The following is a 26,741-nucleotide window of genomic DNA, read 5'->3' as shown; positions in this document are numbered from 1 at the left end:
TTAAACAATTTATAAAATAAGGAAAGCATATGAATAAAAAAATAGGGTTATTATTATTGTCTAGTTTCATTATCAGTTTCTCTCATGCTGCAGATTTATCTGGAAAATGGAAAACAGTAGATGATAAAACAGGATATTCACGTGCAGATGTAGAAATGTCTAAAAATGCAGATGGAACTTATAGTGGAAAAATCATTACTATTCGTAACTTGCCAGGAAAAGTACTCGATGAACTGTGTAGAAAATGTCAAGGCAGCTTAAAAAATGCTCCCTATGTCGGGCTCGAAATTGTTTCTGGATTCAAACAAGATCCAAATAATCCCAATGAATATGTGAATGGCCGTGTTTTAGATCCACTTTCGGGTAAGGTTTATAGCGGAAAAGTGAAAATTAATGCCAAAAATACCCGCTTAAATATGCGTGGCTATATTGGTGTATCCCTACTTGGTCGTTCCGTCACATGGGTTCGTCTTGAATAGTCGAATGAACAAATCAATGAAAAATATTTAAGCGCTTCGGCGCTTTTTTACCTCTAAAATTTTCGAAATAGATTAAATTCTGAAAATACTTTGAATTATACCCAAGCTTATTATTTAACGACGATCAATCTAGACTTTTAAGCGAGCTGTATAAATAAACTTTGAAACAATAACAACACCAAGTTCTACTTCCATCTCACTGCAAAAGAGCATAAAACTATAATAAAGCTAAACAAATAATGAATGGGCATATGGCAAAAAATTATTATGAAGATTTAGGTGTTTCTAGAACAGCCACACCAGATGAAATTAAAAAAGCATATCGTAAATTAGCACGCAAATATCATCCAGATGTGAGTAAAGAAGCCGATGCTGAAGCAAAAATGCAAACAATTAATGTTGCCTATGACACGCTCAGCAATGAAGAAAAGAAAAAGCAATACGATTTTGAATTAGATAATCCATATGCAAATGCAGGTGGATTTGGTGGGCAAGCTGGCGGACACGGCGCTGATGGCTCACAATTTTATCGCCAAAGCACTGGTGCAGATGGACAAAATTATAGTGGCTTTGAAGATTTATTTGGACGCTTTGGTGGTGGCTTTGGTGGTGGTCATCAACAAGATTTTGGACAAAGAGGTTCAAGACAACAACGTAGTTACAAAGGCGAAGACCAACACGCCAGTATTGAAGTTCCTATTGAGGTTGCTTACGAAGGCTCAACGCAAAGTATTACCTTACAGATTCCAACCTACAACGCATATGGCGAACCTGAAGTACAACGTAAAACATTACAGGTAAAAATCCCTAAAGGCATGAAAGAAGGTCAACAAATTCGTCTTTCCAAACAAGGGCAAGCAGGAATCAATGGTGGGGAGAATGGCGACTTATATCTAGAAATTCAGTACCAAGATACTCAGCGTATTCGTGTTGAGGGTGCAGATGTTTTCTATACCGTTGATGTGACGCCGTGGGAAGCTGCTTTAGGTCAAAATATTGAAATTGATACACCTGCAGGTAAAGTCAAAGTGACTGTACCTAAAAATGCAAAAAATAATCAGCAATTACGTTTAAAAGACAAAGGGATACCAAATAAAACACCTGGGCATTTATATTTGGTGATTAATATTGTCTACCCTAAAGCAGAAACAGAAAAACAGCAAAAAGCATATCAAACCTTTGCTGATGAATTTTCTGACTTCAATCCTCGTTCATAAAAACTCACATACGATGCAAAAGGAGAGCAATCATGACGACTATTCAATATCGTGAAATTGTCTGCGACGGTTATCTAGATACAGAAATCATTGATGAAACTTTAAATTTAGATCTTAAGCATTTTGCACAAGCCTGTGGGCAAAGTCCTGAATGGATTTTACAATTACTTGAATATGAAATATTACCTGCTCGACCAGAGGAACGTATTCATCAATTTTTTGGTGATGATATTTCACGTGCTCGTCGTGCGTATCGCTTACAACGCGACTTCGAAGCCAGTCTTTCGGCTGTCGCAATGATGATGGATTTGATTGACGAAGTTCAACAATTACGCAAACAAGTCAAACATATTCACTTTCAAACCCAGTAATTCATTTCAATTTGTTAATGGCTATTGGCAGGTTAATATTTAACCTGTCATGATGGAGATCTTGTCTTTTCGTTTTTGTATTGTTGTTTAGAATTTAATGAATAGAGGTGAAAGCTCGAATGAATTCGAAAGTAATGAATAAAAAGTTGAAACTCATGTTTCCTGAACATCGTGATCTTATGTCTACACTCAAACAAGAAGATCCGCATTTTGCTAAACTTTTACTTGATCATGACCAGTTAGATCGAGAAATAAGCCATCTTGAAATTGATCCGCTTAATCATATTCATGAAGATATTGAACTACTTAAACGTAAAAAATTAAGATTAAAAGATAGACTCTATTTAATCTTGCAAAAAAATGTACAGATTAATCCTTAGTGACAATAAAGGCTAATTATTTCATTTTTGTGATTTTTTCGACTTCTTTCATGGTTTGTTTAATCGGCTCATAGTCCAAAAACCACAATAGATTGACGTGTTGATTTTTATGTTGTTGTGCCAACATATCCATCACACTTCTTTCACCACGTCCTACCAAATGTCGTCGATAAAAATAGACCAGTAACACAAGTGTGCATCCCAACATTGCCGTGAGCATCATCCAAAAACCGATTGGGCTTTTTAAACCTGGAATGAATTCAAAGTTCATTCCATACACGCCCGTTAATAAAGTTAATGGTGCAAACACAGCTGTAATGATGGCGAGAATACGCATATTTTCATTGGTTTGGTTGGAAATAGCAGAAAAATGTAGATCAATCGCCGCTTGAATTGCCCGACTCAGGCGAGAGGTATATTTCTGAATTCTTCCAACATGACTGATTAAATCATCAACACGAACCAATGTAATATCTTGCTTATCCGTTTTTTTCTTCGATTTATGATGTTCATAATTGTCTACAACTTCATCACGTAATTCTTGTAAAGCATCAACCTGCTCTTCACAAAGATTTTCTACCTGCTGAAACGCCATATTTTCTTGAAAAAGTTGCTGCCATTTCGCAAAACGGCGGTTGCCTTGTAATAACTCTTGTTGCCAAAATTCCACACGACGGGTTAATGGTGTTCTCAAATCCAAATAACCATCAATCATGGTATTCAATAAACGTAATTGTAAATCCAGCGTGCTAGAAACGAGTTTTCTTGGCTTATTTTGCTCATCTATTGATTTTTGGATAACATTTTGAATACGTGCTAAATAACTTTCGACAGCATGATTGCCCTGCTCGCGAATAGTAATAATAACTTGTTCTGTACAAATGAAACTTACAGGCGATGTAGCTAATCCAAAAATACGCTCATGTTGTTCAATCGCATTTTCACCATTACTAATACTATCATCAGGTGTAATCAGTTTACGAAAAATCAATAGATCATATTCATCCATTGCATCAAAAGCACAAGGATGTTCCAAGTTTAAAATATCTTTAATGTGGTATTCATTGATGTGAATGCCTGTTTGTGCCAATACTTCTTTTTGCCACAAGTCTGCACGATTCACCACATCTTCACGGGTACAGTCAATCCAAACAAACTGCTGCTCTGCATCCTGTATTGGTTTTTGCTGCACACATATATACGGCTGTTCAGGGTGTTTAAAAAAGTAAAAAGTTTGCATAGTGACAATTTCTAGAGAGTTGCAATTATTGTTGGTCTTGCTGACCTATATCATGCCCATAAAAAAAGCCCTGAGCAAGCCAAAGTAATCACTTTGGAAAGCTCAAGGCTGAGTTTCGAATCAGGTTAAATCATTAACCTTGTTCGATATCTTTCATTGTCAATTTAATACGTCCACGGTTATCTACATCTGCAACTTGTACTTTAATATCTTGACCTTCAGTTAAGATATCAGTCACATTTGCAACGCGTTCGTTTGAAATTTGAGAGATGTGAAGTAAACCATCTGTACCCGGCATAATATTTACAAATGCACCAAATTCAACGATACGAATAACTTTACCTGCATAGATCGTACCTGGCTCAACTTCTGCAGTAAGTGCTTGGATTTTTGCAATCGCAGCGGCAGCAGCAGCTTTAGTTTCACCAAATACACGAACTGTGCCGTTATCTTCAATATCTATCGCAGCTTTAGTTTCTTCAGTAATCGCACGAATTGTCGCACCACCCTTACCGATTACATCACGGATTTTATCCGGATTGATGTTAATCACTTGGAACGTTGGCGCATGCATTGAAATTTCAGGACGAGCACGTGAAATCACTTGGTTCATTTCGTTTAGGATGTGCATACGACCAGCATAGGCTTGGTTCAATGCAGCTTCCATGATTTCTTCTGTGATACCTTCAATCTTGATATCCATTTGAAGCGCAGTAATACCGTTCGCAGAACCTGCTACTTTAAAGTCCATGTCACCTAAGTGATCTTCATCACCTAAGATGTCAGAAAGAACTGCGAAACGCTCGCCTTCTTTCACTAGACCCATTGCAATACCTGCAACTGGTGCTTTAAGTGGAACACCTGCATCCATAAGTGATAATGAAGCACCACATACAGAAGCCATTGAAGATGAACCGTTTGATTCTGTAATGTCAGATACAATACGAATCACGTACGGGAAGCGATCAGCCGGTGGAAGTACTGCTTGAACACCACGACGCGCCAAACGACCGTGACCAATTTCACGACGTTTAGGACCAGATTCACGACCAGTTTCACCTACAGAGTATGCAGGGAAGTTGTAATGCAACATGAAGTTGTCAGTTTTAGTACCAGACAAAGTATCAACCATCAACGCATCACGTGTATTACCTAGCGTTGTTGTAACCAATGCTTGAGTTTCACCACGTGTGAATAATGCCGAACCGTGCGCACGACCCAACACACCCACTTGAACGTCAATACCACGAACAGTTTTCGTGTCACGGCCATCAATACGTGGTTTACCAGACAAGATATTGTCACGTACTGTGCGGTATTTTAAGTCTTCAAATAATTCGTCAACTTCATTTGCAATACCAATTTCGTCATTTTCAGGAACAAACTGAGCAACAGCTTCAACATGAAGAGCATCTAATGCAGCATAACGATCTTGCTTAACAGCAATGGTATACGCTTCAGAAATTTTAGCTTCAAACGCAGTTTTTAACTGAGCTAAAAGTGCTTCGTTTTTAATTGGAGCAACCCAAGTTGATTTCACTGCACCAGCAGCTTTAGCAAATTCGTTAATCGCTTGAATTGCAATTTGCATTTCGTCATGACCGAAAAGCACAGCACCTAACATTTGGTCTTCTGAAAGCTCTTTTGCTTCAGATTCAACCATCAATACAGCAGCTTCTGTACCTGCCACTACAAGATCAAGATCAGACTCTTTCAATTGTTCATGGTTCGGGTTAAGAATATATTCACCGTTGATTAAACCAACACGTGCGCCTGCAATCGGACCAGCAAAAGGAACACCCGCAATTGACATAGCCGCAGATGTACCTAACATTGCAGCAATGTCAGCATCCATAGTTTTGTCAGAAGAAATAACAGTTGCTGTTACTTGGATTTCGTTATAGAAACCTTCTGGGAACAATGGACGAATTGGACGGTCAATTAAGCGTGAAATTAAAGTTTCAGCTTCAGACTGACGGCCTTCACGTTTACCATAACCACCAGGAATACGACCAGCAGCATATTGCTTTTCTTGGTAATTCACGGTTAATGGGAAGAAGTCTTGACCTGCTTTTGCTTTTGGTTGAGCAACAATAGCAACAAGAACTGTTACGCCACCCATAGTAATAACAACAGTGTTAGCTTGACGAGCAACACGACCAGTTTCTAGAACAACTTGATACTGACCGTATTGAAATTCTTTACGAACGATATTAAACATCGACATATAATTTTCTTTCCTGATTTTTTATGCCAGTGGAGACCCCTAAGATTTGGCATTTACATTTTCATGTAAACATAAATGACAAAGCTTAGAAGCCGACCTCACCAGACCATAAAATTTATTAAAACACTAATTTTAAACACAAAGAAGGAGCGAAACATCGCCCCTTCTCATTATCTAGCCAAAGCTAAATAGACTTTAGTTTTCATCAGTACAGCATTCAAGATGCAATCTTCCGAAAATAAAGTTTAAATCGAATTAACGACGTAAACCTAAAGCAGCAATCAAATCGCTATAACGAGTCGTATCTTTACTTTTAAGATAATCAAGAAGCTTACGACGTTGGTTAACCATACGGATCAAACCACGACGGCTATGATGGTCGTGTTTGTGTGCTTTAAAGTGACCTTGCAAATCATTGATTTGAGCAGTCAATAAAGCAACTTGTACTTCTGGTGAACCAGTGTCGTTTTCAACGCGAGCGAATTTTGCAATAATCTCTGCGCGATCTGTATTAGTTAAAGCCATTCGATTTCTCCGAGATGCTTATAAATATTTGATAAAAATCAATTTAATGTAAAACATTAACATTGACTGCCGTGCATCACTACAGCAGCCGCCTATTTTAAAGGAACTACGCTCAGATTGCAAAAATATCGTTCAATCTTATAAGTAATATTACATATTCAATATTGCATTTGTTTCACAAAGATTCTGCGCTTCAGACACTGACAAAGACTTTCAGGCTCGGCAAAATCGTCCTGAATAAAAAGAATTTAGGAAGTTCTGTCGTGAAATTATTTTCAACGAATACCTGTTATGTACCTCAAGATCTGAGCAGTATTACACAAATCAAAGATGAGGTCGCTGCCGAACAAGGGGGTATGACCGCATTACAAATACAAAAAATTTGGAAAAGTGTCGAAAACTTATATCAAAGCGGTAATTATCCACTTATCACCATGTGTTTAAGACGCCAAGGCAAAATTGTGCTCAACCGTAGCCTTGGCTACGCTTCTGGTAACTCTGCACAAGGTTTAGCCGGAAATGCTGTGATTGCCACCCCAGATACCCCTATATGTTTATTTTCAGCTTCGAAAATGATTACTGCAATGCTCATTCATATGTTGGATGAAACGGGTGAAATTAACCTACTTGACCCGATTAGCCATTACATTCCAGAATATGCCCAAAACGGAAAACGTCGTGCCACGATTTTCCATTTACTATCACATCGGGGGGGTATTCCAAGAGTTGAAACTGAGGTCACTCCAGAATTACTTTTTGATAAAGAAAAAATTTTACAGCAGTTATATGCATCTAAACCAATTTCTCCCGCAGGCACACATCTAGCATATCATGCTGTAACGGCAGGTTATATTCTAGGTGAACTGATTGAACGCGTAACAGGACAAGATATCCGTCAGTTTTTGCATGAACATGTAGAAAAGCCGATGGGGATGGATTATTTCAATTATGGTTTAAAACCAGAATTTCGTGATCAAGTTGCACTGAATTATCCAACAGGAATTCACCCTAAACTGGGTACAGACGTATATTTAAATCGTGTCTTAGGTGGTGGTTTACAATTGGCTGTCGATGTTACCAATGATCATCGTTTTATGGACACTGTTTGCCCTGCTGGAAATATCTATACCAGTGCTGAACAAGCCAACCGTTTTTTTGAAATGTTATTGAATGGTGGGACATATAACGGTAAGCAAATTATGAGCCCTGAAACAGTGTTCCGAGCAACCTTACCGACATCATCCACAAGCATAGATCGTACACTATTAGCGCCCATGCGTTACGCACTTGGCCCAATGCTCGGCAGTAATCCAGTCGGAATCTTTGGCCCCATGACAGGACAAGCTTTTGGTCATTTAGGTTTTTCCAATATTCTGTGTTGGGCAGATCCAGAGCGTGATATTAGTATTAGCTTTTTAACCACTGGAAAATCCGTGGTTGGCACACATATTCCTGCACTTGCACAAATGCTCTATCAAATTTCTACGAACTGTCCAAGAATACCAAAAAATCAACGTCGTGCATTATTTGGCACAGATCGAACCGAAACAGATTTGGTTTAATATTTTACAAGCACTGTTCAAGTTCATTTTAACGATATTATTTAAAATAATTGAATGAAAAGCCCTAAGATTACTCTTAGGGGCTTTCCCGTTTACGCTGTAGTTTATTATTTAATAATCATTATTCATTTATTTATTGTTTTTAGCTAAGCTTCACGCTTTTATTCTTATTTTAATGACATTTTTTCACAACCATGTGATCAACTACATCCTTATATAACTCATTATGCATACAATTTATTTGCGACAAAAGTCGCATTATTCTTATTTTTATGTAGGAAATTTCGCACAAAACATATACAAATATTCACATTATTTTTTTGGATAATATTCTCAGTAAAACCAATACCTACAGAATAATAATCAACTTCTTAGATCTATCTTAACGTATATGTTCATTCAATTTTAAAGAAAAAATTCAATCAAAAATACAGAATATTTTAGCAGTGATGATAAAATAAAACTCTATAATCAAAATCTTAAATATAATTTTTTAAATAATGCAAATAACGAATAAATAAAAGCCTTGTAGTCTCTCCCAAAACTACAAGGCTTAGCGGCTGTAAGTTTCCTCTTTATTCCTTACATTCCTGTAAGTTCGCAGTCTCTCGACTTTAAATTGTTATTATTATGCGATTTTACTCAGCAATCCTTGCTGAACTCTTTATGCGTTCATCATCTCAAAAACTGCACAGAAGCTCTATGCGCTAATATCTCGAATTCATGTAAGCAATTTCGTACAATATTAATATTAGCTTAATAAAGGATTATGGATATTAATTTTCCTTACCAATCCACTCTTTCTAGATGTTGCAACGGTCAATGAATGTGCAAAAGCACCTTGATCGACCAAAAGGCTCACTACAAATTTTGCTCGCGTGATTGCGGTATAAATTAGCTCCTGACTGAGTAATTTTGTTGCAGCTTGATCAAACACCACTGCTGTATGAGTAAATTCTGAACCCTGCGATTTATGAATTGTCAGTGCAAATGCAGTCTGAATGGATTTTGGCAAACGTGTTGCAGCTACCCATTTATCTAGACTTGGGAAAAAAATTTCAAACTGATCTTTTTGCTGCCGATGTTTAAAACACAGTCCAATATCTCCATTGGACAATCCTAGCTGATAATCATTGTAGGTCATCATCACTGGACGTCCCACGTACCAATCACCGACTTTTGCTAAAAAAGGAATCGCTTCAAATATGGCTTTCTCCATTTCTCTGTTAAGACTTTCCAGTCCAAATATCCCATGGTGAATTGCCGTTAAAATCCGATAGTGGTCAAATGCTTGTGTAACCGCTTTAATTTGTTCAGCTGAATGATCACTGTTTAAATAATTTTTTAAGCTTTGATAATAATCCTGAAAACCCCAACTGAGTTTTTGGTAATACTGTGTTCGTTCAGCCTGTGGAATTTGGGCAGGTAAATATTCAAGCTGAATCACATCTTGCATATTTTTTTGCAGCGGAATCATTTTCAATTCTGTTGATGGAGCAACCTGTTGTTCAAATGCTGCTAATAAAGTGGATGAATCCTGTTCTTGCTTTTCTTGCTTCTGTACCTGAATAAACTGTGCCATTTTTCCAATGAGTGCATCATCTTTAAAACGGCGACTGGTCTGCAAATTTACTCGATTCGGCTGTAAAGCCTGAACTTGCTGTAAATCTGCCAATACTGAACCGACATCGACAGAAGCCAACTGATTGGCATCACCGAGCAGAATGAGGCGGCAATGATCAGGTACAGCTTCAAACAATTGTGTCGCCAGACTTAAATCGAGCATGGAGGCTTCATCAATGACAATCACATCGTAAGGCAGTGGTTGTCTTAAATTAAAACGTGGCACTTGTTGTGTACCCAAACCCAGTAAACGATGCAGCGTTACAGGATTTAAAGTATCGGTATTAAGATTAAAAGGCTGTAACTTTGGATCACTCAATGAATTCTGTAAAGCTTCGCCCATTCGCTGTGCAGCCTTGCCCGTCGGTGCTGCCATTGCAATACGAATGTTGGGAATAGACTGATTCAGCACTGCAATAATACGTGCCAATGTGTAGGTTTTTCCTGTCCCTGGCCCACCCGTGATGATATTAAAGGCATTTCCCGCCACCATTTTTAAAGCATCTTTCTGATGAATATCTTCAAGTAAATCTACGAATGGCGTGATATCGACTACTGTAATATTTTGCTGTTTTAGCCGAACCACTTGGGTTGCGAGCCGTTGTTCGAGCTTCCAATAACGGTATAAATACAGTGCCTCATCATCATAAACAAAAGGTGCAACTGTATTTTCCGCGAGCAGATGGTCGATTGCCACTTTACCTAATGCACTGACTTTTTGTGATTTTTCAGCATCATTATTTACATCATCCTCAGCAACATCCTTTAAATCGCTCAAAGTAACACAACTGTCACCCTGCAAAGTCGCAAGTAATACTTGTTGCATCAATTCAAGTGAGTCTTCATGTAATTTTGAAGCTGAATCTGAGCCTGTGGAATACTGCTGTAAAATGTATTTAGACCAGTCCGCAATCCATTGTGGAATATGACTTTCTAATTTCTGTTTATTTTCCACACAGTTATCCTCAGAGTTATCCATAAGGTTTTCAACAGAGTTATCCACATTGTTTTTCACAAGATAACCTGATGTTTTTACGTAACATTCATTCATTTTCAAAAAAATTAAGCAGATTTATCCACCAATGCATCCTCAGAAAAATAACCAAGAATTGCATCTAATCGTAGAATAAATTCCGTCTTAGGACGCCAATAAAAATAGCCCTGTTCCGCCTGACCATTCATGCCACGTAGATATAAATAGCTTGCACCGCCTAAATCGTTTTCAATATCATAGCCCTGCAACGTCACTTTTAAATAACGATGTAAAGCAACAAGATAAAGTGAAGCCTGCAACCAATAACTGGCATGTGACATACTTTCTTTTACAGCATCTGCATGATAGTTTTGCTGATATGCACCAAGGAAATTACTTTTATAATCGGCAATGTGGTACTGCTGACCATCAAAAAACACCAAGTCAATTTCACCTTTTAAATAGCGAGCGGAGTTGGCTTCCTTAAACTCAGGCATGGCAATACCATACTCGGCAAACAATTGGTGAATCCGTTGAATTGCCAATACTCGATCTGACAACGCAAGATAGAATGGAAATTCTGCCAAATGTTCATGCGGCAAAAGTGTACCAAGTTTAAATTGTTGATGAATCGGTGTATTCAACACATCTCGCAACCAATCTGACATCCATGCAATTAAGGTTTCTTCAGGTAACTCATCCATAGGAAAAGCAGTCTGATACTTCTCCAATAATTCTGTTCGAAGCATTGCATAGTCATTTTTAAAGCGACGATGAATTTCCAAATGCCACCATTCAGAATCTTTAAAATCGATATGTTCAAAAATTTCATGCAGGAAATTTCCTGCCACTGTTCCCATTGGAAAGTTGGATTTGATCCACATAATTGGTTCAGATGGAGCATCATCCTCATTTAAAATATGCGTTGCGGATGGTTGCAGTATTGTCTGAATTTCATCTTCTGCACGATCTATATCTTGTTCTGCTACTGCCAAAGCATCCTGAATTTGTTTGCGGCTTAAATGCTGCGCCAAAGCACTAAAACTTGTTTTTCCTCTTGGATAAAACCGCTGCTGAGGAAATTCCTCTGCATTTAAAGGAAATAATTTTTCAGTTCTTTCTACTTCAAAATACATTGGTCTTTCAGTCAATAATGGCTCAATCACACTGCCTACATGTTGAAAAACATTCATCCCATGACCACGCCAGAATGCCAGGCCTGTTGTTGATTTTTCCTTTTCATCGGACAACATGGCATAAACCCGATAACTCGCACGGGTCAGCGCGACATACCAAAGCCGATGATGCTCCGCCAAAGCTCGTTCATCATGCTGATCTATTGCACTTTGTTCGAGAATATTTTTATCATTAACAGCCACCACTCGCTGTGTTTCCATCTGCCCAGTTTGACTATTCATCTGTTCAAGCGTGGAAAAATTTAGGGTTTTATTCATCTCTTTAAAGTCTTTATCTGCCCCCAGTAAAAAGACAAATTTAAACTCTAAACCTTTAGATTGATGAATGGTCATGAATTGCACACCTGCCTCATTCGACAGCTTGCGCTCCATTTCCCACTCACGTTGCATGGGTGAGGTCAGTTGTTTTAAATACCAGTGGAACAGATTCTGTGCACCCTGATAATCTTCACTATGCTGACTGAGCAATTCGGTCAGATGACGTAAATTGACCACCACTCGTTCATTGTCACGGCTCTGTTTATTCACCAGTTTTTTCCATACATCAAACTGTGTCAGCACATATTGCCAAGCGGTCAGGAATCCTTGGTTCAACCATATTTCCCGAATTTGATCGAACTGTTCAATATAGCCACTCAAACCATCGGTATGTTGTTCTAGTTGCATTAACTGTTGTAGGTTAAAACCGAGCATTCGACTGAGCAATGCCCGTTTGATTTTCGCTTCATCATAAGGGTGTAAAATTGCAGTGAGCAATGCGCCAACATCTTTGGCAATCTGACTTTCAAAGACACTTTTTTTCGATGGTCGACTGGTACGAACACCTAAAAATTCGAGTGCTGACTGTACCTTATCTAGTCCATCGTGGTTTTTAGACAGAATGGCAATATCATTTTCATCAATAAAACGAGCGCCAGTTTTTTCTTCAAAATACAAAGTTTTATGGATACCCTGATTAAGCAGATCACGGATTTTCCATGACACTTGTTCCGCTTCGGTATTTTTATCCAAAAGTTGAATCCACCTTAAAGGTTGTGGATTGGTAATGCCTTTATCAATAAGTTGTGGATGTGGGCGATCACCTGCCTGAACAGGGGTATAAATCACCTGTTCTCCAAAATCAGGTTGTCGCTGAAATAGGGCATCAACTACTTCGACCAACGGTTTTACAGAACGATGATTTTGAATGAGATTGTAAGCTTTACCTTCTTGCCCAAACACATCCTGATGCGCCTTTAAGAAGGTCAGCATATCGCCACCACGGAAGCCGTAAATTGCCTGTTTACGGTCACCAACCATGATCATACAGCCCTGTTTGACCCGACATGGATGTCGCCAAATCTGCGCCAACATATCATCCTGATCCTGATTGGTATCCTGAAATTCATCAACCAAAATTAAGGGATAACGAGCATGTACATAGGCTGCAAAACGCTGCCCTTGCTCACCTTGTAAAGCTTCCGCTAGTGTGCGAATTTGCTGTGCAAACGTAGTTTCACCTTTTTGCTGTAAGACTTGTGGTAAACGCTTTTTGACTTCACTCGCCAAATGAAATTGCAAATAACTATCCAAAATATCCAAGTCGATGGTTAGCATTTGCATGGATTCAATAAATTGACGCAAGGACTTGATCAGTGGATGATTTTCAAAGCCTGCCAAAACATCTTCCGCACATTTATTCATGACTTTTTTAGTGCTTAATTCAGTCAGTAGTTTTAATGTCGATGCATGTTGTGAAGCGAATAATGCGTATGCACCTTGTTGCTGCACGGCTTGAATAAATGCTGGCAAAGTTTCTGTGAGCAAGCGTTGCATTTTTCCATCATCACGCCACTTTTTCGCCACAACAGCATTGTATTGACCTTCGGGCAAATAGTATTCTGACAATGTACTAATTTGAGTTAAATCCAACTGTACTAAAGCTTCGATTTCTGTGGAGAATTGTGCAAAATCAATCTCAGGCTGTGGAATGGCTTGAAACTTTGCCGATGCGAAATTTAGGCTATTTTCCACCACGCCGACATAGGCATCCTGCGATTTGAGTTTTTTATTTAGTAATAAATAATCAATAATGTTCTGCGGTTGCTGCTGAATCCATTCACGCAAAACATCGTGAATCAGTTGATAGCTATAACTTTTTGCATCATCGGTAATTTCAGCACGTTCAATTTTACCACTTTCAAAGGCAAATTCACGCAAGAGCTTCTGACTAAAGCTGTCCAAAGTCCCAACAAAAAGTTCATCAAGCTGATCAATCACCAATTTTAAACGCTCACAGGCATAGGCAATTTGTGTCGCAAAGGTTTTTAAAACTTTAGCAAACAAAGGATCGGCTTCTACATCTGCTTTGGCTAAAACTTCCTGCTCGGTCAGACTTCTGCAGCTATCAAAATAACGATGTGTTTCGACCAGTCGCGCACGAATTCGGCTTTTCAGTTCAGCTGATGCTTTGCGAGTAAATGTAGTCGCAATTACCTGATTAGGTAAATATTTTTCTAAAAAAATGCGTACCATCAAACTCGACAGCGTATAGGTTTTTCCTGTACCTGCCGAAGCTTCAATCCAATGTAAACCATGAAACTGCATATCTGCAATCGGTTGAATAGACACCTGTTTTGTAGACGCTGTCGGAAGAGAGATAATAGAATCACCCATAATTATTCCTCCACCGCATATTGATACTGATAAATGGGTTGATACAGTTCATGGGCAAATCTGTCACAGGCATCTTTCAGTAAAGCTTTTGCATCCTGTTCTTGCAAAATAAATTGCCAATCCCGATGATATTTGGTCGCTTCATTCTCTTCCACAGAAAAAGACGACATAAATCGTGCAGAGTCTGCATTCCATTCTTTTAAAACATCTGAAAAATTGGCAATGGTTTTATGTCCAAACTCATCACTTTCCCACTCTAGCGCTTTGCCTTTTTCTGCAAGCTGTAACAACAATGCCGCAGGTAAAACTAAAGGCTGCTGCTGAGCATGCGTATACGCTTTAAACCATGACAATAAATAGTCCTGCGCCTGCGTTGAAGTTACACCCGTACAAAGAATAGTGTGATCACTAAACACTGCAATACGACGCAATTTTACCGATTGCTCATCGTCTAGTTTGCGATAACTCAACCACAGTAAATATTCGAGCCAGACTTTGGCTCTGCGTTTAGCACGTCCACTTGAAGCATCTAGACTGACCCAATCGCTCACTTCATTTTTTGGCACAGTCAGATTCATCGTTAAATCGGGCTGTATGCGCCATTGCTGTTGTGTCGTCCCAGTCACTTCAGGTGCATACAACTTTAAACGGCTCTTTAAATTCTGTTGTTCCGCCAAACTCATTTGCCATGCACTGTGCTGTACTTTGCCGACAGGTAATTGATCCTGCAAAAGTTCTGCATCCAATTCAATTGTAGTCGCACTTAAATCTGTCGATGTCGGTTGATACTGTTTTTGTAAAAAATCACGAATAGCATAACGCCCTAAACCATCTAAAATTAACGGTTCCTCATTGGCAGGAATATCTTCGGCACGTAAATTTTCCACACCTAATGTTTTTAAATAGAGTCGTGCAGGGAAAGTCACATCCTGAATCCATTGTCCAGAATCGAGGATGGTGACAGTATCCTGTTCCCGCTGATAAGGGACATTTGCCCACGCTTCACGCTCAGACTGACCATCTACCTGACGAATCTGCTGTGCAACCTTAAACCACTGATCCTGATAGCGAATAATATTCGTAGATTCAAAACCAATCGGATCAAACGGTTGCAAACTATGCACATAATACAGCGATTGAATTTGTTCAGGGACTTCAATGCCCTGTAACGAAATTAAAGCATCTGCCTCACTTAATGTTGATTCAGAAGCTGTATATGGATGTTCATCTTGTCCATCAATATTTTGAAAATTTGGATGCGTTGTTTTACTGATCAGTGCAATATGCGTTATCAACTCTTGTAACACACTTGAAGGTTCACGAACTTCGCCATCGCTGACATCAAAACCATTATAAAACAGCCACAGATTTTCCTGAGCCAACAATAGCGCATCCAAAAATGCACCCTGATCATCTTCAAGACGGGAACGATCACCCAGTTGTGGACGTAAGAGTTGCATCAGATCAAAAGGCAACGTACCACTCCGATTTGGAAATTTACCACTATCCAAACTCAGCATCACAATCAACTTATACGGCAAAGGACGAATCTGCCCAATCTGACTAAATGTGATCTGCCCTGTTGGCAATGCCGAATCAATCTGACTGTCGAGCGTACCCTGAATTTCATTAAGCAAATAAGGCAACGGCAGACGAATATTACGCAGCATTTTTAAGGTTGGGTCATCTGCATCATCATAGAAATTGGCAAGGGTTAGCATTCGTTCCTGCTTTTTAACAATTTCACGTACGCTTTTTAATGACTCCACACCTGCCTGTTCAAACTCGCCGATGTCTTTGAGTAAGCGATTCAGCCACGTTTCAGCATTCAGATTGTGCTGTTCATTATTGTTCTGAAGATTGTGTCGATTACTGTGTGAATTGTTGACCGAGGATGTTGATTGTTCATGCGCAATCATCCAGTCACGGCGTAAAGCAAAATCCTGATAAATCTGAATTAAAGTGCTGATCAGTTCAAAATCGGCAGGCAAAACCTGTGCATAGCTCAGTGTTCCATCAAACAAGGCATGTTCAGGAATGGCGATCCCTAAAGCCAGTCGATCCAGTGCAAACTTCAGACTAAAACGGTAATCATCATCACCCTGACTTAAACTACGCTGTAAATGTGCTGCATCTAGCCCACGCTTAAAACCTGCCTGAACAAGCAAGAGAATGATGCGTTCCGTACTATTAAAATCCAACCCATAACGAATCTGAGTTGCATTCAAACTCAGCCAATCAGCAAAGTCTTCAACCGTAAAACGCCCTTGTACAAAGTTGATGCGACCAACTACTGCACGCCATGCGTTGGCAGCATCTAACTGCGTCACCCCTGCAATTTTTACAGGCAAATATACGCCATCCTGATTAGGTGCATGTGGAAAAACGCTGCGAATGAGCGGTTCGACTTCGCTTAAACTGGGCACTAAAACCAATACATCACTCGGACGATGCGGATTGTTTGACTTACTTTGCGAAAGCCAATGTATTAACTGCTCTTTAAGCACTTCCAGTTGTCTGAGCGTGGAATGGCAGACATGAACCTGAATAGAATCATCATTCTGATCAATCGGATAAGCATGAACTTCAGGCTCAACCAAATAGAGAATATCAGACTGTAACTTGGTTAATAAATTGCTCGGCTCTTCATCGACAAAAGCATCGACCCATTGTCCTTCTTCACCTGAAGATAAACTGGATAAAATAGAAAAATGATCACGTGCCTGCTTACCAAAGCGAGTTAATAAAGGATGACGAGACTCACGAACTTCTGCATTAAAATTTAAAGTAAAGGCATCAAAAAATCCTTGAATATCGTCATCAGAAGCTTTTGGATTTTTGGCAATAAAGCGCTCTTTCACCCTTAAATCGTATTGTTTTTTCCAGTTTGGATCGACACTGTCTGCCCAATATTCCTGTGATGGATTGTAATGTAAGATCACCACATCCAAATATTGTCCTAAACGTCTTAAAAACTGTAATTGACTAGGTGGCAAGTCGAGCAAAGTAAAAACGATGAGCTTTGACGGTAGTTTTTTTAAAGCTTCTACACGTTTGACATCATCATCCATGATTTGCCAAAAATCATCATCAATACTTTGCATTTCAATAAAATCGGCGTGAAATGTTTCCTGCCACAACCATCTTTGCCATGCCTCCAATTGCTGTGCTTGTGTCAGATTGAATTCTGAAACCTGTTGCCCTGTCTTAAAAAATTGCTGTTCAATATCCAGTTCACGTCCCTGCCCCCATTGACTGAGCCAGTTGCCCTGACACGTACAGTCACCCTCACAACCACGAGTACAATCACCACGATAAAGCATATAGTTACTGAATAATTTCGAGACTTGTTCAGACACCCAATACAACATACTTTGCTTTTTAAGTTGTTTTTCCAGACCATTTTCTAGCTGTGAAGCCGCATCGTAAATACGCTGAATAATCGAATGTAAGGGATGTTCTAGATTTAAATTATTTTCATCTGCTTCGATAAAACCTTTTAAAGTCTGATAAATCCGCCATTTCATAATTAAACGCGGAATATTGGCTTTACGAACTTTATCTTTATTGTCCAAAATTTGTTGATAGGCAAACCATTGAAAACCACGAATCCGATGATGAAATTGGCTGTTGGCACTAATACCCTGTTGCTCAGCAATTTTTTGGGTCAGCCATTCCTGTACCGCAGGACTGGGCACAATAAAATGTTGGGTCTTTAAAACCGCTAGAGGATGGGGGGATGGCTTGATGGTATTTTGTAGTACGCCCTGCACCAGCACATCAATGCGCTGGCTTTGAATCACATGAATCGCCATATTCCCTCTACTCTTTTTTCAGCTTTTGAATTCCGTACTTAGATTCATTTTTTCATATTGTCGGATATACAATTAAATTTTGAAAAAATGCACAAAAACACAAACATTCAGCACTATACATCTTAATCCGAGTGTGGCATTTTTAGATTATACATCAACAAAAACTTTCGAAAAAACAAGCTTTGTCATGCTTTATCTAGAATAAATCCCAAATGCTTGTTATCCGCAACTTTTCAGGTAACTTTTTATGAAAATTGATAAAATTCCAGAGTCGATTGACCCCAATTTAAATTTAGAACAAATTCGTGAAGACTGCCTAGAACTTGTCAAAAAGCGCTCTTATGTTTCGGCAGGTGCGGCAGTGGTTCCAGTGCCTTTTTTTGATGTCGTGATTGACGTGGGCATGTTGTCATTTTTAATTCCTGAAATTAGTGCTCGTTTTGGTTTAGCGCCTGAACAGATTACTGTGTATGACCCTGAAACCAAAAAAATCCATTGGAATGAACTGCGTAAACGTGGTTTTGAGTTTTCAGGCTTAGTGGTTGCCCGTACTGCTGTCAAATCATCTTTAAATAATATTGCAGCCAAAGTCATTACCAAACAAGTCATTAAATTTATCCCACTTGGTGGGTCAATTATTGCTGCAAGTTTAGGCTACATTGTGATGAAAAAAGTCTCAGAAGCGCATGTAGAAGAATGCTATAAACTGGCAAAAAATATTCATCAAAAACAACAAGCAAGTGTGGTCAAATATTCTTAAATTGAATATTTGAGAAAAGCGGATTTTAAATCCGCTTTTTCATGCCCGAACCATAAAGCTATTTCATCAATGACTTTTTGAACACTATTCATTTGAGAATCACCCCGTCCTTTTAACGGATGAGCGATAAAGTTCTGCAAGAGAGAGTTTCTATTGAAACGTCCCCTCGTCCACTTACGAAATATATTTCTCATTCTTGAATCATATTTGGTATAAAAAAAGGGACTTAAAAGCGCAAATTAAATGACTCATGGCATCAATATTTTTAATTCCATCAATCCACTTTTAACTGCTTTAAAATCGCTTTAAGCACTTGAATCCGTGCCGAATATTTATCGTTGGTTGCCACAATATGCCATGGCGCATAATTGGTATTAGTACGTTCAAACATATCTGCGGCAGCATTTAAATATTCATCCCAATGCCCTCGATTGCGCCAATCATCTGCTGTAATTTTAAAACGCTTATGGGGTGTCTGCTCACGCGCTTTAAAACGTGCTTCCTGTTCATCTTTGCTAATCGCAAGCCAGAACTTAATTAATACAGTTTGATTATCAGTTAAGTCTTTTTCAAAACGATTAATTTCATCATAAGCACGTTGCCACTCCAGTGGCTTGGCAAAACCTTCAATTCGTTCCACTAAAACACGCCCATACCAAGTACGGTCAAAAATCGTGATTTCATGTGTTTCGGTGAGTTTTGTCCAAAAACGCCACAAATATGGACGACGTAGTTCAAATTGCTCAGGTGCAGCAATGGTATGAATTTCATACTCACGTGGGTCGAGTTTTTTCACAATACGTTTAATCGCACCGCCCTTACCCGCCGCATCCATTCCTTCAAAAGTGATGATGATATTGCGAGAATCATTACGCAGGGCATCCGAAACTTTTTTAGTCAGTTTTTTTAATTCCGCTTTGTAATCATCTTCGTCCAACACTTCTGTCGATGGATTCAGTAATGCTTCTGGAACCGCTGCCTGTTTCCACTTTGTCCGCACAGCAGTTTTATGTCTTGGCAGTTGCTTCAATGCTTCCAGAATATGTTGTGCAAATTGCTGATCACGCAGCGCTTTATCTTCACAATCAATGACAAACCAATCATCTGTAAAGCGCTGACGTAGTTTTTGTATCGTGTCGTATTGCTTTTTATTGCGCCAATCCAATCCAAAAAGTTTATGCCAACGCTGTTCTAAACCATCAATATCATCCAAACGCTTTTGCAGATTTTTCCACGGTAAATCAAACCAAACTTTAATCACATCAACATGATTATTTTTTAAATCCTGTTCAAACGCGCGCATGTTTTCAATATAAGCATCGAACAAAGTATCATCTAATGGTTTGGACACATGCATCGCTGTCGCCAACAGATCACTATACCAATTACCAAAAAACACCTGAATCTGTCCTTCGGCAGGTATAAACCGTGAATAAGGCTGCCAAAAGGTCTGCTTTTCGGTAAATAAGTGTGCAGGATCAGCTTTAACCCTTAAATAACGTGGATCAACCCATTCACGCAGTTGCTTAACAGCTTCACCTTTGCCAGCTAATTCTATGCCACTGACCAAGATCACCAGACTTTTGCCATTGGTTTTATCCCGGCTATTTTTTAGCGCATACTGTGCTTCAATCAGGTCAACTGAAAGTTCTTCTTCATCTCTTAAAGCGAATTGTAATTCTTGTGTAATCATCTGCTTCACATAGGCTCAGGTTTTCATTGAGTATACGCATTTCAATTTGAGCAACGATATCTTTTCTGTACAAAATGAGTTGGCTTGTTCCATTATTTACAGCCTCCTTGTATTCTTCTTCATAGACATAAAAAAGAAACTTTATGAAAGAAGTTGCTGTTTTTTCACTAAATAAAAAATTAAACTGACCATTATTTATGATTGTTTTTATATTTTTGTCATAGAGATACCGTTAAACTCTCTTTATGCTTTTAAAAAATAGATTTTCCGAGTCTTTATATGTCTAAACTTGCCGCATTAGATCAACTTTTAGAACAATATCAGCAATTAAGCTATCACACAGATCCTGTTTTAAAAAACAAATTGCATGAAGCACAGGACTGGCTAAAAACCCGTATTCAAAAGACCCACGAAGAATCATTTAGCCAAAAAGAAAATGTGCTGATGGCAAAGTATTTCATGAATCGTCTTTATGGTGGGCCAGAGTTTGATGATCTGGCATTGCAAATTGAACGTTTACTGAAGTATGCCCATAAAGCCGAAAAAATCATTCCTGAAAATGCGATTAAAACTGGCTTGAAATCAGTTGGATTGGCTGTTTTAGCCATGCAACTTGATGAACAGGTTGCTGCACAGTTGCTTCAAGACTTCCCCGTGACGCAAAAAATTGATAATGACATAATGTGTCAGACGCTGATCAAGCTTGATCAGCAACAATTACGATTAGAGCAACTGGGACTATTGGATGACTTAGGCGGTGCATTGGATAAATATATGCGTTCATTCATCATGCACACAGCATTTAAAATGTGCAGAGGAACAGCTGCTAAATATCATTTTGAACTGATGTACGACTTTATTGGCGAAGGCTTTGTGGCAATGAAACCTATGAAATCTGCAGCAAAATTTATTCACGAATTTACTGCCAAAGAACGGATAATTGTAGAAAATGTGCATTCAGGAAAAATAAATCCATTTGAAATATGATAATGTCGATAACGTGTTAGCAATCCGCTCATATTATTTTCCGTATATTATTCATTACAATTGCATGATGATGACTGCAAAAATTCGTAGAATCTGTCATCATGCAACGCACTACAAGATTTCTAATTTTTGTGTTCAGGAGTGACTCAAATGTCGAATGAAAACCAACAGCCTACCGCACCTACTGAGTCGGCAACCAATACAGACAAAGTGAGTCCATTCTTAACAGAACCTTTACCTCAGGGCACACCTCAAGGTCAGCAACAATCATTACAACAACCGCAGACCGATACTCCAGTTTCAAGTACAGTGCCAAAATATAATCTGCCACGCGGTGCCAATACAGGTAACGTCGGTGCAACTACACACTTCGGCTATCAAACCATTAGCAGTGATGATAAAGCACAGAAAGTTGCCGAAGTATTCCACTCGGTTGCAAGCAAATACGACATCATGAATGATTTGATGTCCTTTGGTATTCACCGTTTATGGAAACGCTTTGCAATTAACATGTCAGGTGTACGCCGTGGTCAGCATGTGCTTGATATTGCAGGCGGTACAGGTGATTTAGCCAAAGTATTTAGTCGTGAAGTCGGGCCTACAGGTCATGTTGTATTATCCGATATTAATGAATCGATGCTGAACGTCGGTCGTGATCGTTTACTCGATGCGGGCTGTACCAATGTCGATTTCGTCCTTGCAAATGCGGAAACTTTAGAACCATTTGCAGACAACAGTTTTGATCTTTTAACCATCAGCTTTGGTTTACGTAACGTGACTGATAAAGATGCAGCACTGGCGGCAATGTACCGTGTACTTAAGCCGGGTGGTCGTTTACTTATTTTAGAATTTTCAAAACCTATATTTGAACCATTCTCAAAACTCTATGACTTTTATTCATTTACCGCTTTACCTTTCATGGGTAAAATTGTTGCAAATGACTCAGAAAGTTATAAATATTTAGCTGAATCAATTCGTATGCATCCAGATCAGCGTACGCTCAAAGGCATGATGGAAAACGCGGGTTTCCAAAATACGGATTACCACAATTTAACAGGTGGTATTGTTGCAGTTCATCGTGGCTTTAAACTGTAACCCGTGTTTTTAAAATCTAATTTTTCACGACAACAGAGCATATAGGCTGAATTATGTGGTCAATTCTTGCGCTAGGTGCAGTTGAAAAAATCATCCATCATTTCATTAATCTGGATGCGATTACTCGCATTCAGTTCAATGCATTACAAGGCAAAATGCTGCGTGTAGTGATTGATACACCGCAATTGTCGGTTGATGTTTATTTCGATGAAAATAAAGTCCGCTTAGAACCAACGGTCACAGGTAAAAGTGAAACAGCTTCTATTTTTGAACAGCGTCCTTTCGATCAGCAAACAGCAATTTCAGAAGCAACAGCGACATTACACGTAACAAATGTGATTGAGCTGATTAAACTTTTAGTCAGTGATGATATTGGTAATATTCCTTTGCAGGGTGATTATCACCTGTTGCAGGATATTCAACGTATCATCCAACAGACTGAACCTGATTTAGCGTCACAGCTCAGTCCGTGGATTGGACCTACTTTGGCACATGAGATTGCAAAAATTCAACTTGCGCCGAAGCATTTGAAACGTTCATTACAAAGTCATCTATTTTTTGCCGAAGATTTTCTAAAAGAAGATACAGGCTTATTCGCCCCACGTTGGCAAATGGATGATCTGCAACAGGACACCCGTCAATTGAATCAAAATATTGACCGTCTTGAAGCCAAAGTCCAGCAATTACAATCTAAGCTAAACTCTGACAAAAAAAGCTCAGACGTCATCAGCTCCAATTCCCAAGATCAACATCAGGTATAACCATTTATGATTCCGCACATTACCCGTTTATTCGAACTTTGGGGCATTGCCGCTCACTATAGACTCGACACACTGGTTCCTGCGGAAGAGTTACCTGAAAAAGCCCGTCATGCCATGGCTTTGATTCGTCTACACCCGAAAGCATGGTCGAGCAAAGAACGGAAAAACCCACTTAAGCTCAAAGAAGCTTTAGAGGAAATGGGGCCTTTGGCAATTAAGCTCGGTCAGTTGCTTTCAACTCGTCGTGATTTAATTCCACCTGAGCTTTTACAGCAACTTGTACTATTACAAGATCGGGTAAAACCTTTTGATTCAGATGTTGCCAAGACACGTATTGAACAATCGCTGAAAGCCAATATTTCTACATTGTTTGCTCGTTTTGATGATACGCCTTTAGCAGCAGCATCTATTGCACAGGTGCACACGGCTGCTCTGCATGATGGTCGTGAAGTAGTGGTTAAAGTCACTCGTCCAGATATTCGTAGTCAGATTTTGCAGGATTTTGAAATTCTGCAATGGCTTGGGGCGAGTCTTGAAAAACGCCTTGAAGCAGCACGTGCGCTGCATCTGTCTGAAATTATTCAGAGCTACCGTCAAGTCATTTTAAATGAACTGGATCTGACGCTAGAAGCAGACAACACCCGCCGTATGCGCCATTACTTCACAGGCTCAAGCATGATGTACGTGCCTGAAATGTATATGGACAGCAAAGATGTTCTGGTGGCAGAACGCATTACTGGCGTACCCATTTCAGATATTGAGACTTTTGAAAGACTTGGCATGAACCGTCAAGATCTTGCCGAAAAAGGTTTAATCATCTTCTTTACACAAGTGTTCCGTGACAACTTCTTCCATGCAGATATGCACCCTGGAAATGTCTTTGTTGAAACGCTAAATCCGACAAAGCCACGTTATATTGCACTTGACTGCGCCATTATGGGCGAGCTATCTAAGCAAGATCAGATGACCGTTGCTCGTATGTTATTGGCTGTGATGAATAGCGATTTCATGCAACTGATTCAAATTGTGCATCAAGCTAATTGGATTGCACCGGGAACAGATCAAGATGCTTTAGCTCGTGAAATGCGTCGCACAGTTGGGCCAATGGTCTCTAAACCAATGCATGAATTGGACTTTGCAGGGATCTTAATTCAAGTGATGGATATCGCCCGCCGCTTCCATCTCGAAATTCCACCACAATTAATGTTGTTATTAAAAACATTGGTGCATGTAGAAGGTTTAGGAACTGATTTATACCCTGAACTGGATATTTGGAAACTGGCTAAACCGATTCTAAGTGAATGGGTCAAAGCACAGATGAACCCGCAGAAAAACCTAAAAGAACTCGGACAAAAAATTCCAGATTTACTACTCGGTGCGCAGGACTTTCCTACGCTGATGATTGACAGTTTAAATGGTCTGAAAAACCAGTCTACATGGCATGCCAAACAATTACATGAATTACAAATGATGCGTTTAGAAGTTGAACATCAACAAAAACGTAGTTGGATGTTTGGTAGCATTATGGCAATTTTATTGTCAATTGCCATTATTGCACCGTGGTATGTGTCTATTGTACTGATTATATTGGCAAGTATTTTAGCAGTTTGGCGGATTGCCAAATAACGTGAAATTAAATAAAGCTATTAGCGATCTCGACGGTGACAACAATGTCGCCGTGGAGCGTTCTTACTCAGCACAGAGCTTTTAAATTATTAAACTGATGTTACGCAGTAATATCTAAATTTACTTGCTAAACTGACTTAATTTGTTAAATTTACAACAATTAAAAATATCCATTCCAATAAATGAAAAAAAATCATTCACCTCACTTCGCCATTATCGGTGCAGGAACAGCAGGACTCGCAGCCGCAATCCTACTCGCACGACAAAACATCCACGTCACAATATTTGAAAAAGTACACCAACTCGATCCTGTTGGCGCAGGCTTACTCTTACAACCTTCTGGCTTAGCTGTATTTGAACACTTAGGCGTATTAGAAGACGCACTGAAACTCGGTGCAGTCGTCACAGGACTGGAAGGACAACTGCCAAGTGGGCAGCTGCTAGTCAATAGCCACTACCATCAAGCACACCCCGATTTTTACGGTATCGGCATACACCGAGCTACACTGTGCCATGTCCTTGAAAAAAAATGCCGTGAATACCCTGAACATATCACATGGCGAATGCACACGGATATTCAACGACTTGAAGAATCGAGCAATGAAATTCGAGTCTCTGGCACTGAAAATACCCAAAATCATCAACAAGCTTTTGATACTGTTTTGAATGCTTCTTTTGATGATAGTTTTGATGCTGTGATCATTGCCAATGGAGCGCGCAGCACACTTCGACCACCGCAATGGGTTAAGGTAGATAAAGCCTACCCATGGGGTGCAAAATGGACCATTGTTCCCGAATGTCTTGAACTAGAAAGCAAAATTTTGCATCAATTTCATGATCGCTCTAAAATTATGATGGGTATTCTGCCTACAGGTGCTGTACCAACGGCTCCCAACCAAAGACTTTCAAGTGTATTCTGGAGTTTACCAAGTCATCAGCTTGATCATTTTTTACAGGACAATACATCACGTTCAGACTGGCTCAAAGACATTGCAAAACGATGGAAGCCTGCTGCTGACTGGCTTGAACAGGTGATTGCTGAACCTGAAGATAAGCAACAATGGCTGACAGCACATTACCGTGATGTGGTGATGTCGAAATTTGGCGAAGGTCGAATTGGTGTCATTGGAGATGCCGCACATGCCATGAGTCCACAATTGGGGCAAGGCGCAAATATGGCACTATTGGATGCTTGGGCACTCAGTCAGGCGGTTGAATCTGCTCGAAGCTCTCATTTACAAAATAATGAATCGTTGGATTATGCTCAACTTTGGCAGAACTACCATCAGCATCGCCAAAGTTCGACGGCATTTTATCAATTTCTAAGCCGTTTACTCACACCGCTATATCAGTCCGATTTATGGTGGGCAGGTGCTTTTCGTGACCTGACTTTTTCATGGATGTACCGTATTCCCTACTTCCGCAAGGAAATGGCAATTACTGTTTCAGGTTTGAAATCGGGTATGTTTAGTCAAATGGACTATGAAAATATTGCAAAAAATAATAAAAAAACACATCTTTAAATAGCGATTTTCAACGTGGAATTTAAAATAAAT

Annotated in this window: 18 protein-coding genes; 11 read left to right on the top strand and 7 right to left on the bottom strand. The window is 39.3% G+C overall.

The window, feature by feature from the left end:
* The first annotated feature begins 29 nt into the window (after positions 1-29).
* The 4 genes from ACG94X_RS01010 to ACG94X_RS00995 all read left to right on the top strand — a co-directional run bounded on the left by ACG94X_RS01010 (position 30) and on the right by ACG94X_RS00995 (position 2,447).
* The gene (locus tag ACG94X_RS01010; protein WP_419381877.1) at positions 30-479 is read left to right on the top strand and encodes a DUF2147 domain-containing protein; all 450 of its coding nucleotides are present in this window, start codon (positions 30-32) and stop codon (positions 477-479) included.
* Positions 480-730: 251 nt separating this feature from the next.
* Positions 731-1,696, top strand: coding sequence for a DnaJ C-terminal domain-containing protein (locus ACG94X_RS01005; RefSeq protein ID WP_419381876.1), 966 nt, complete (start codon positions 731-733; stop codon positions 1,694-1,696).
* Between the two features lie 32 nt (positions 1,697-1,728).
* A complete protein-coding gene (locus tag ACG94X_RS01000) occupies positions 1,729-2,067 on the top strand; it encodes a chaperone modulator CbpM (RefSeq protein ID WP_419381875.1) in 339 nt (112 codons plus the stop codon).
* A gap of 119 nt (positions 2,068-2,186) precedes the next feature.
* Positions 2,187-2,447: an HP1242/YdcH family protein gene (locus tag ACG94X_RS00995; RefSeq protein WP_419381874.1), complete on the top strand. Its 261-nt coding sequence runs from the start codon at positions 2,187-2,189 to the stop codon at positions 2,445-2,447.
* A gap of 16 nt (positions 2,448-2,463) precedes the next feature.
* Here the strand turns inward: ACG94X_RS00995 and ACG94X_RS00990 are convergent, their stop codons facing one another.
* The 3 genes from ACG94X_RS00990 to rpsO all read right to left on the bottom strand — a co-directional run bounded on the left by ACG94X_RS00990 (position 2,464) and on the right by rpsO (position 6,439).
* The gene (locus ACG94X_RS00990; protein WP_419381873.1) at positions 2,464-3,687 is read right to left on the bottom strand and encodes a magnesium transporter CorA family protein; all 1,224 of its coding nucleotides are present in this window, start codon (positions 3,685-3,687) and stop codon (positions 2,464-2,466) included.
* A 133-nt stretch (positions 3,688-3,820) separates the two neighbouring features.
* On the bottom strand, positions 3,821-5,908 hold the full coding sequence (pnp, locus tag ACG94X_RS00985; protein WP_419382000.1) for a polyribonucleotide nucleotidyltransferase: 2,088 nt from the start codon (positions 5,906-5,908) through the stop codon (positions 3,821-3,823).
* A gap of 261 nt (positions 5,909-6,169) precedes the next feature.
* On the bottom strand, positions 6,170-6,439 hold the full coding sequence (rpsO, locus tag ACG94X_RS00980; RefSeq protein ID WP_419381872.1) for a 30S ribosomal protein S15: 270 nt from the start codon (positions 6,437-6,439) through the stop codon (positions 6,170-6,172).
* 263 nt (positions 6,440-6,702) lie between these two features.
* Between rpsO and ACG94X_RS00975 the strand changes: the two genes are divergently transcribed.
* Entirely contained in the window at positions 6,703-8,001 is a 1,299-nt protein-coding gene (locus ACG94X_RS00975) for a serine hydrolase domain-containing protein (protein ID WP_419381871.1), read from the top strand.
* 751 nt (positions 8,002-8,752) lie between these two features.
* On the opposite strand, the gene recD is transcribed toward ACG94X_RS00975, so the two are convergent.
* The 3 genes from recD to ACG94X_RS00960 form a co-directional block, all read right to left on the bottom strand.
* Positions 8,753-10,579, bottom strand: coding sequence for an exodeoxyribonuclease V subunit alpha (recD, locus tag ACG94X_RS00970; protein WP_419381999.1), 1,827 nt, complete (start codon positions 10,577-10,579; stop codon positions 8,753-8,755).
* Positions 10,580-10,686: 107 nt separating this feature from the next.
* The gene (locus ACG94X_RS00965) at positions 10,687-14,448 is read right to left on the bottom strand and encodes a UvrD-helicase domain-containing protein (RefSeq protein ID WP_419381870.1); all 3,762 of its coding nucleotides are present in this window, start codon (positions 14,446-14,448) and stop codon (positions 10,687-10,689) included.
* A 2-nt stretch (positions 14,449-14,450) separates the two neighbouring features.
* Complete coding sequence (locus ACG94X_RS00960; protein WP_419381869.1) at positions 14,451-18,263, bottom strand: exodeoxyribonuclease V subunit gamma; 3,813 nt, start codon at positions 18,261-18,263, stop codon at positions 14,451-14,453.
* Between the two features lie 247 nt (positions 18,264-18,510).
* Here ACG94X_RS00960 and ACG94X_RS00955 point away from each other — a divergent pair, with 247 nt between their 5' ends.
* Entirely contained in the window at positions 18,511-19,023 is a 513-nt protein-coding gene (locus ACG94X_RS00955) for a hypothetical protein (RefSeq protein ID WP_419381868.1), read from the top strand.
* A 274-nt stretch (positions 19,024-19,297) separates the two neighbouring features.
* On the opposite strand, the gene pap is transcribed toward ACG94X_RS00955, so the two are convergent.
* On the bottom strand, positions 19,298-20,716 hold the full coding sequence (pap, locus tag ACG94X_RS00950) for a polyphosphate:AMP phosphotransferase (protein WP_419381867.1): 1,419 nt from the start codon (positions 20,714-20,716) through the stop codon (positions 19,298-19,300).
* A 279-nt stretch (positions 20,717-20,995) separates the two neighbouring features.
* Between pap and ACG94X_RS00945 the strand changes: the two genes are divergently transcribed.
* The 5 genes from ACG94X_RS00945 (at position 20,996) to ACG94X_RS00925 (ending at position 26,708) form a co-directional block, all read left to right on the top strand.
* The gene (locus tag ACG94X_RS00945) at positions 20,996-21,703 is read left to right on the top strand and encodes a DUF8198 family protein (RefSeq protein ID WP_419381866.1); all 708 of its coding nucleotides are present in this window, start codon (positions 20,996-20,998) and stop codon (positions 21,701-21,703) included.
* A gap of 150 nt (positions 21,704-21,853) precedes the next feature.
* Positions 21,854-22,798 carry a bifunctional demethylmenaquinone methyltransferase/2-methoxy-6-polyprenyl-1,4-benzoquinol methylase UbiE gene (gene ubiE / locus ACG94X_RS00940; RefSeq protein ID WP_419381865.1) on the top strand — a complete coding sequence of 315 codons (945 nt, stop codon included), beginning with the start codon at positions 21,854-21,856 and terminating at the stop codon, positions 22,796-22,798.
* A 53-nt stretch (positions 22,799-22,851) separates the two neighbouring features.
* The gene (locus tag ACG94X_RS00935; RefSeq protein ID WP_419381864.1) at positions 22,852-23,559 is read left to right on the top strand and encodes a ubiquinone biosynthesis accessory factor UbiJ; all 708 of its coding nucleotides are present in this window, start codon (positions 22,852-22,854) and stop codon (positions 23,557-23,559) included.
* Between the two features lie 6 nt (positions 23,560-23,565).
* A complete protein-coding gene (locus ACG94X_RS00930) occupies positions 23,566-25,185 on the top strand; it encodes an ABC1 kinase family protein (RefSeq protein ID WP_419381863.1) in 1,620 nt (539 codons plus the stop codon).
* Between the two features lie 182 nt (positions 25,186-25,367).
* Positions 25,368-26,708, top strand: a complete 1,341-nt coding sequence (locus ACG94X_RS00925) for an FAD-dependent oxidoreductase (RefSeq protein WP_419381862.1) — start codon at positions 25,368-25,370, stop codon at positions 26,706-26,708.
* The last annotated feature ends 33 nt before the right edge of the window (positions 26,709-26,741 follow it).

Origin of the sequence: Acinetobacter psychrotolerans (assembly GCF_048552595.1) — a bacterium.
GTDB lineage: Bacteria > Pseudomonadota > Gammaproteobacteria > Pseudomonadales > Moraxellaceae > Acinetobacter.
Note: the sequence above shows the minus strand (reverse complement) of the source record. Positions and strands in the feature narration are given on the sequence as shown.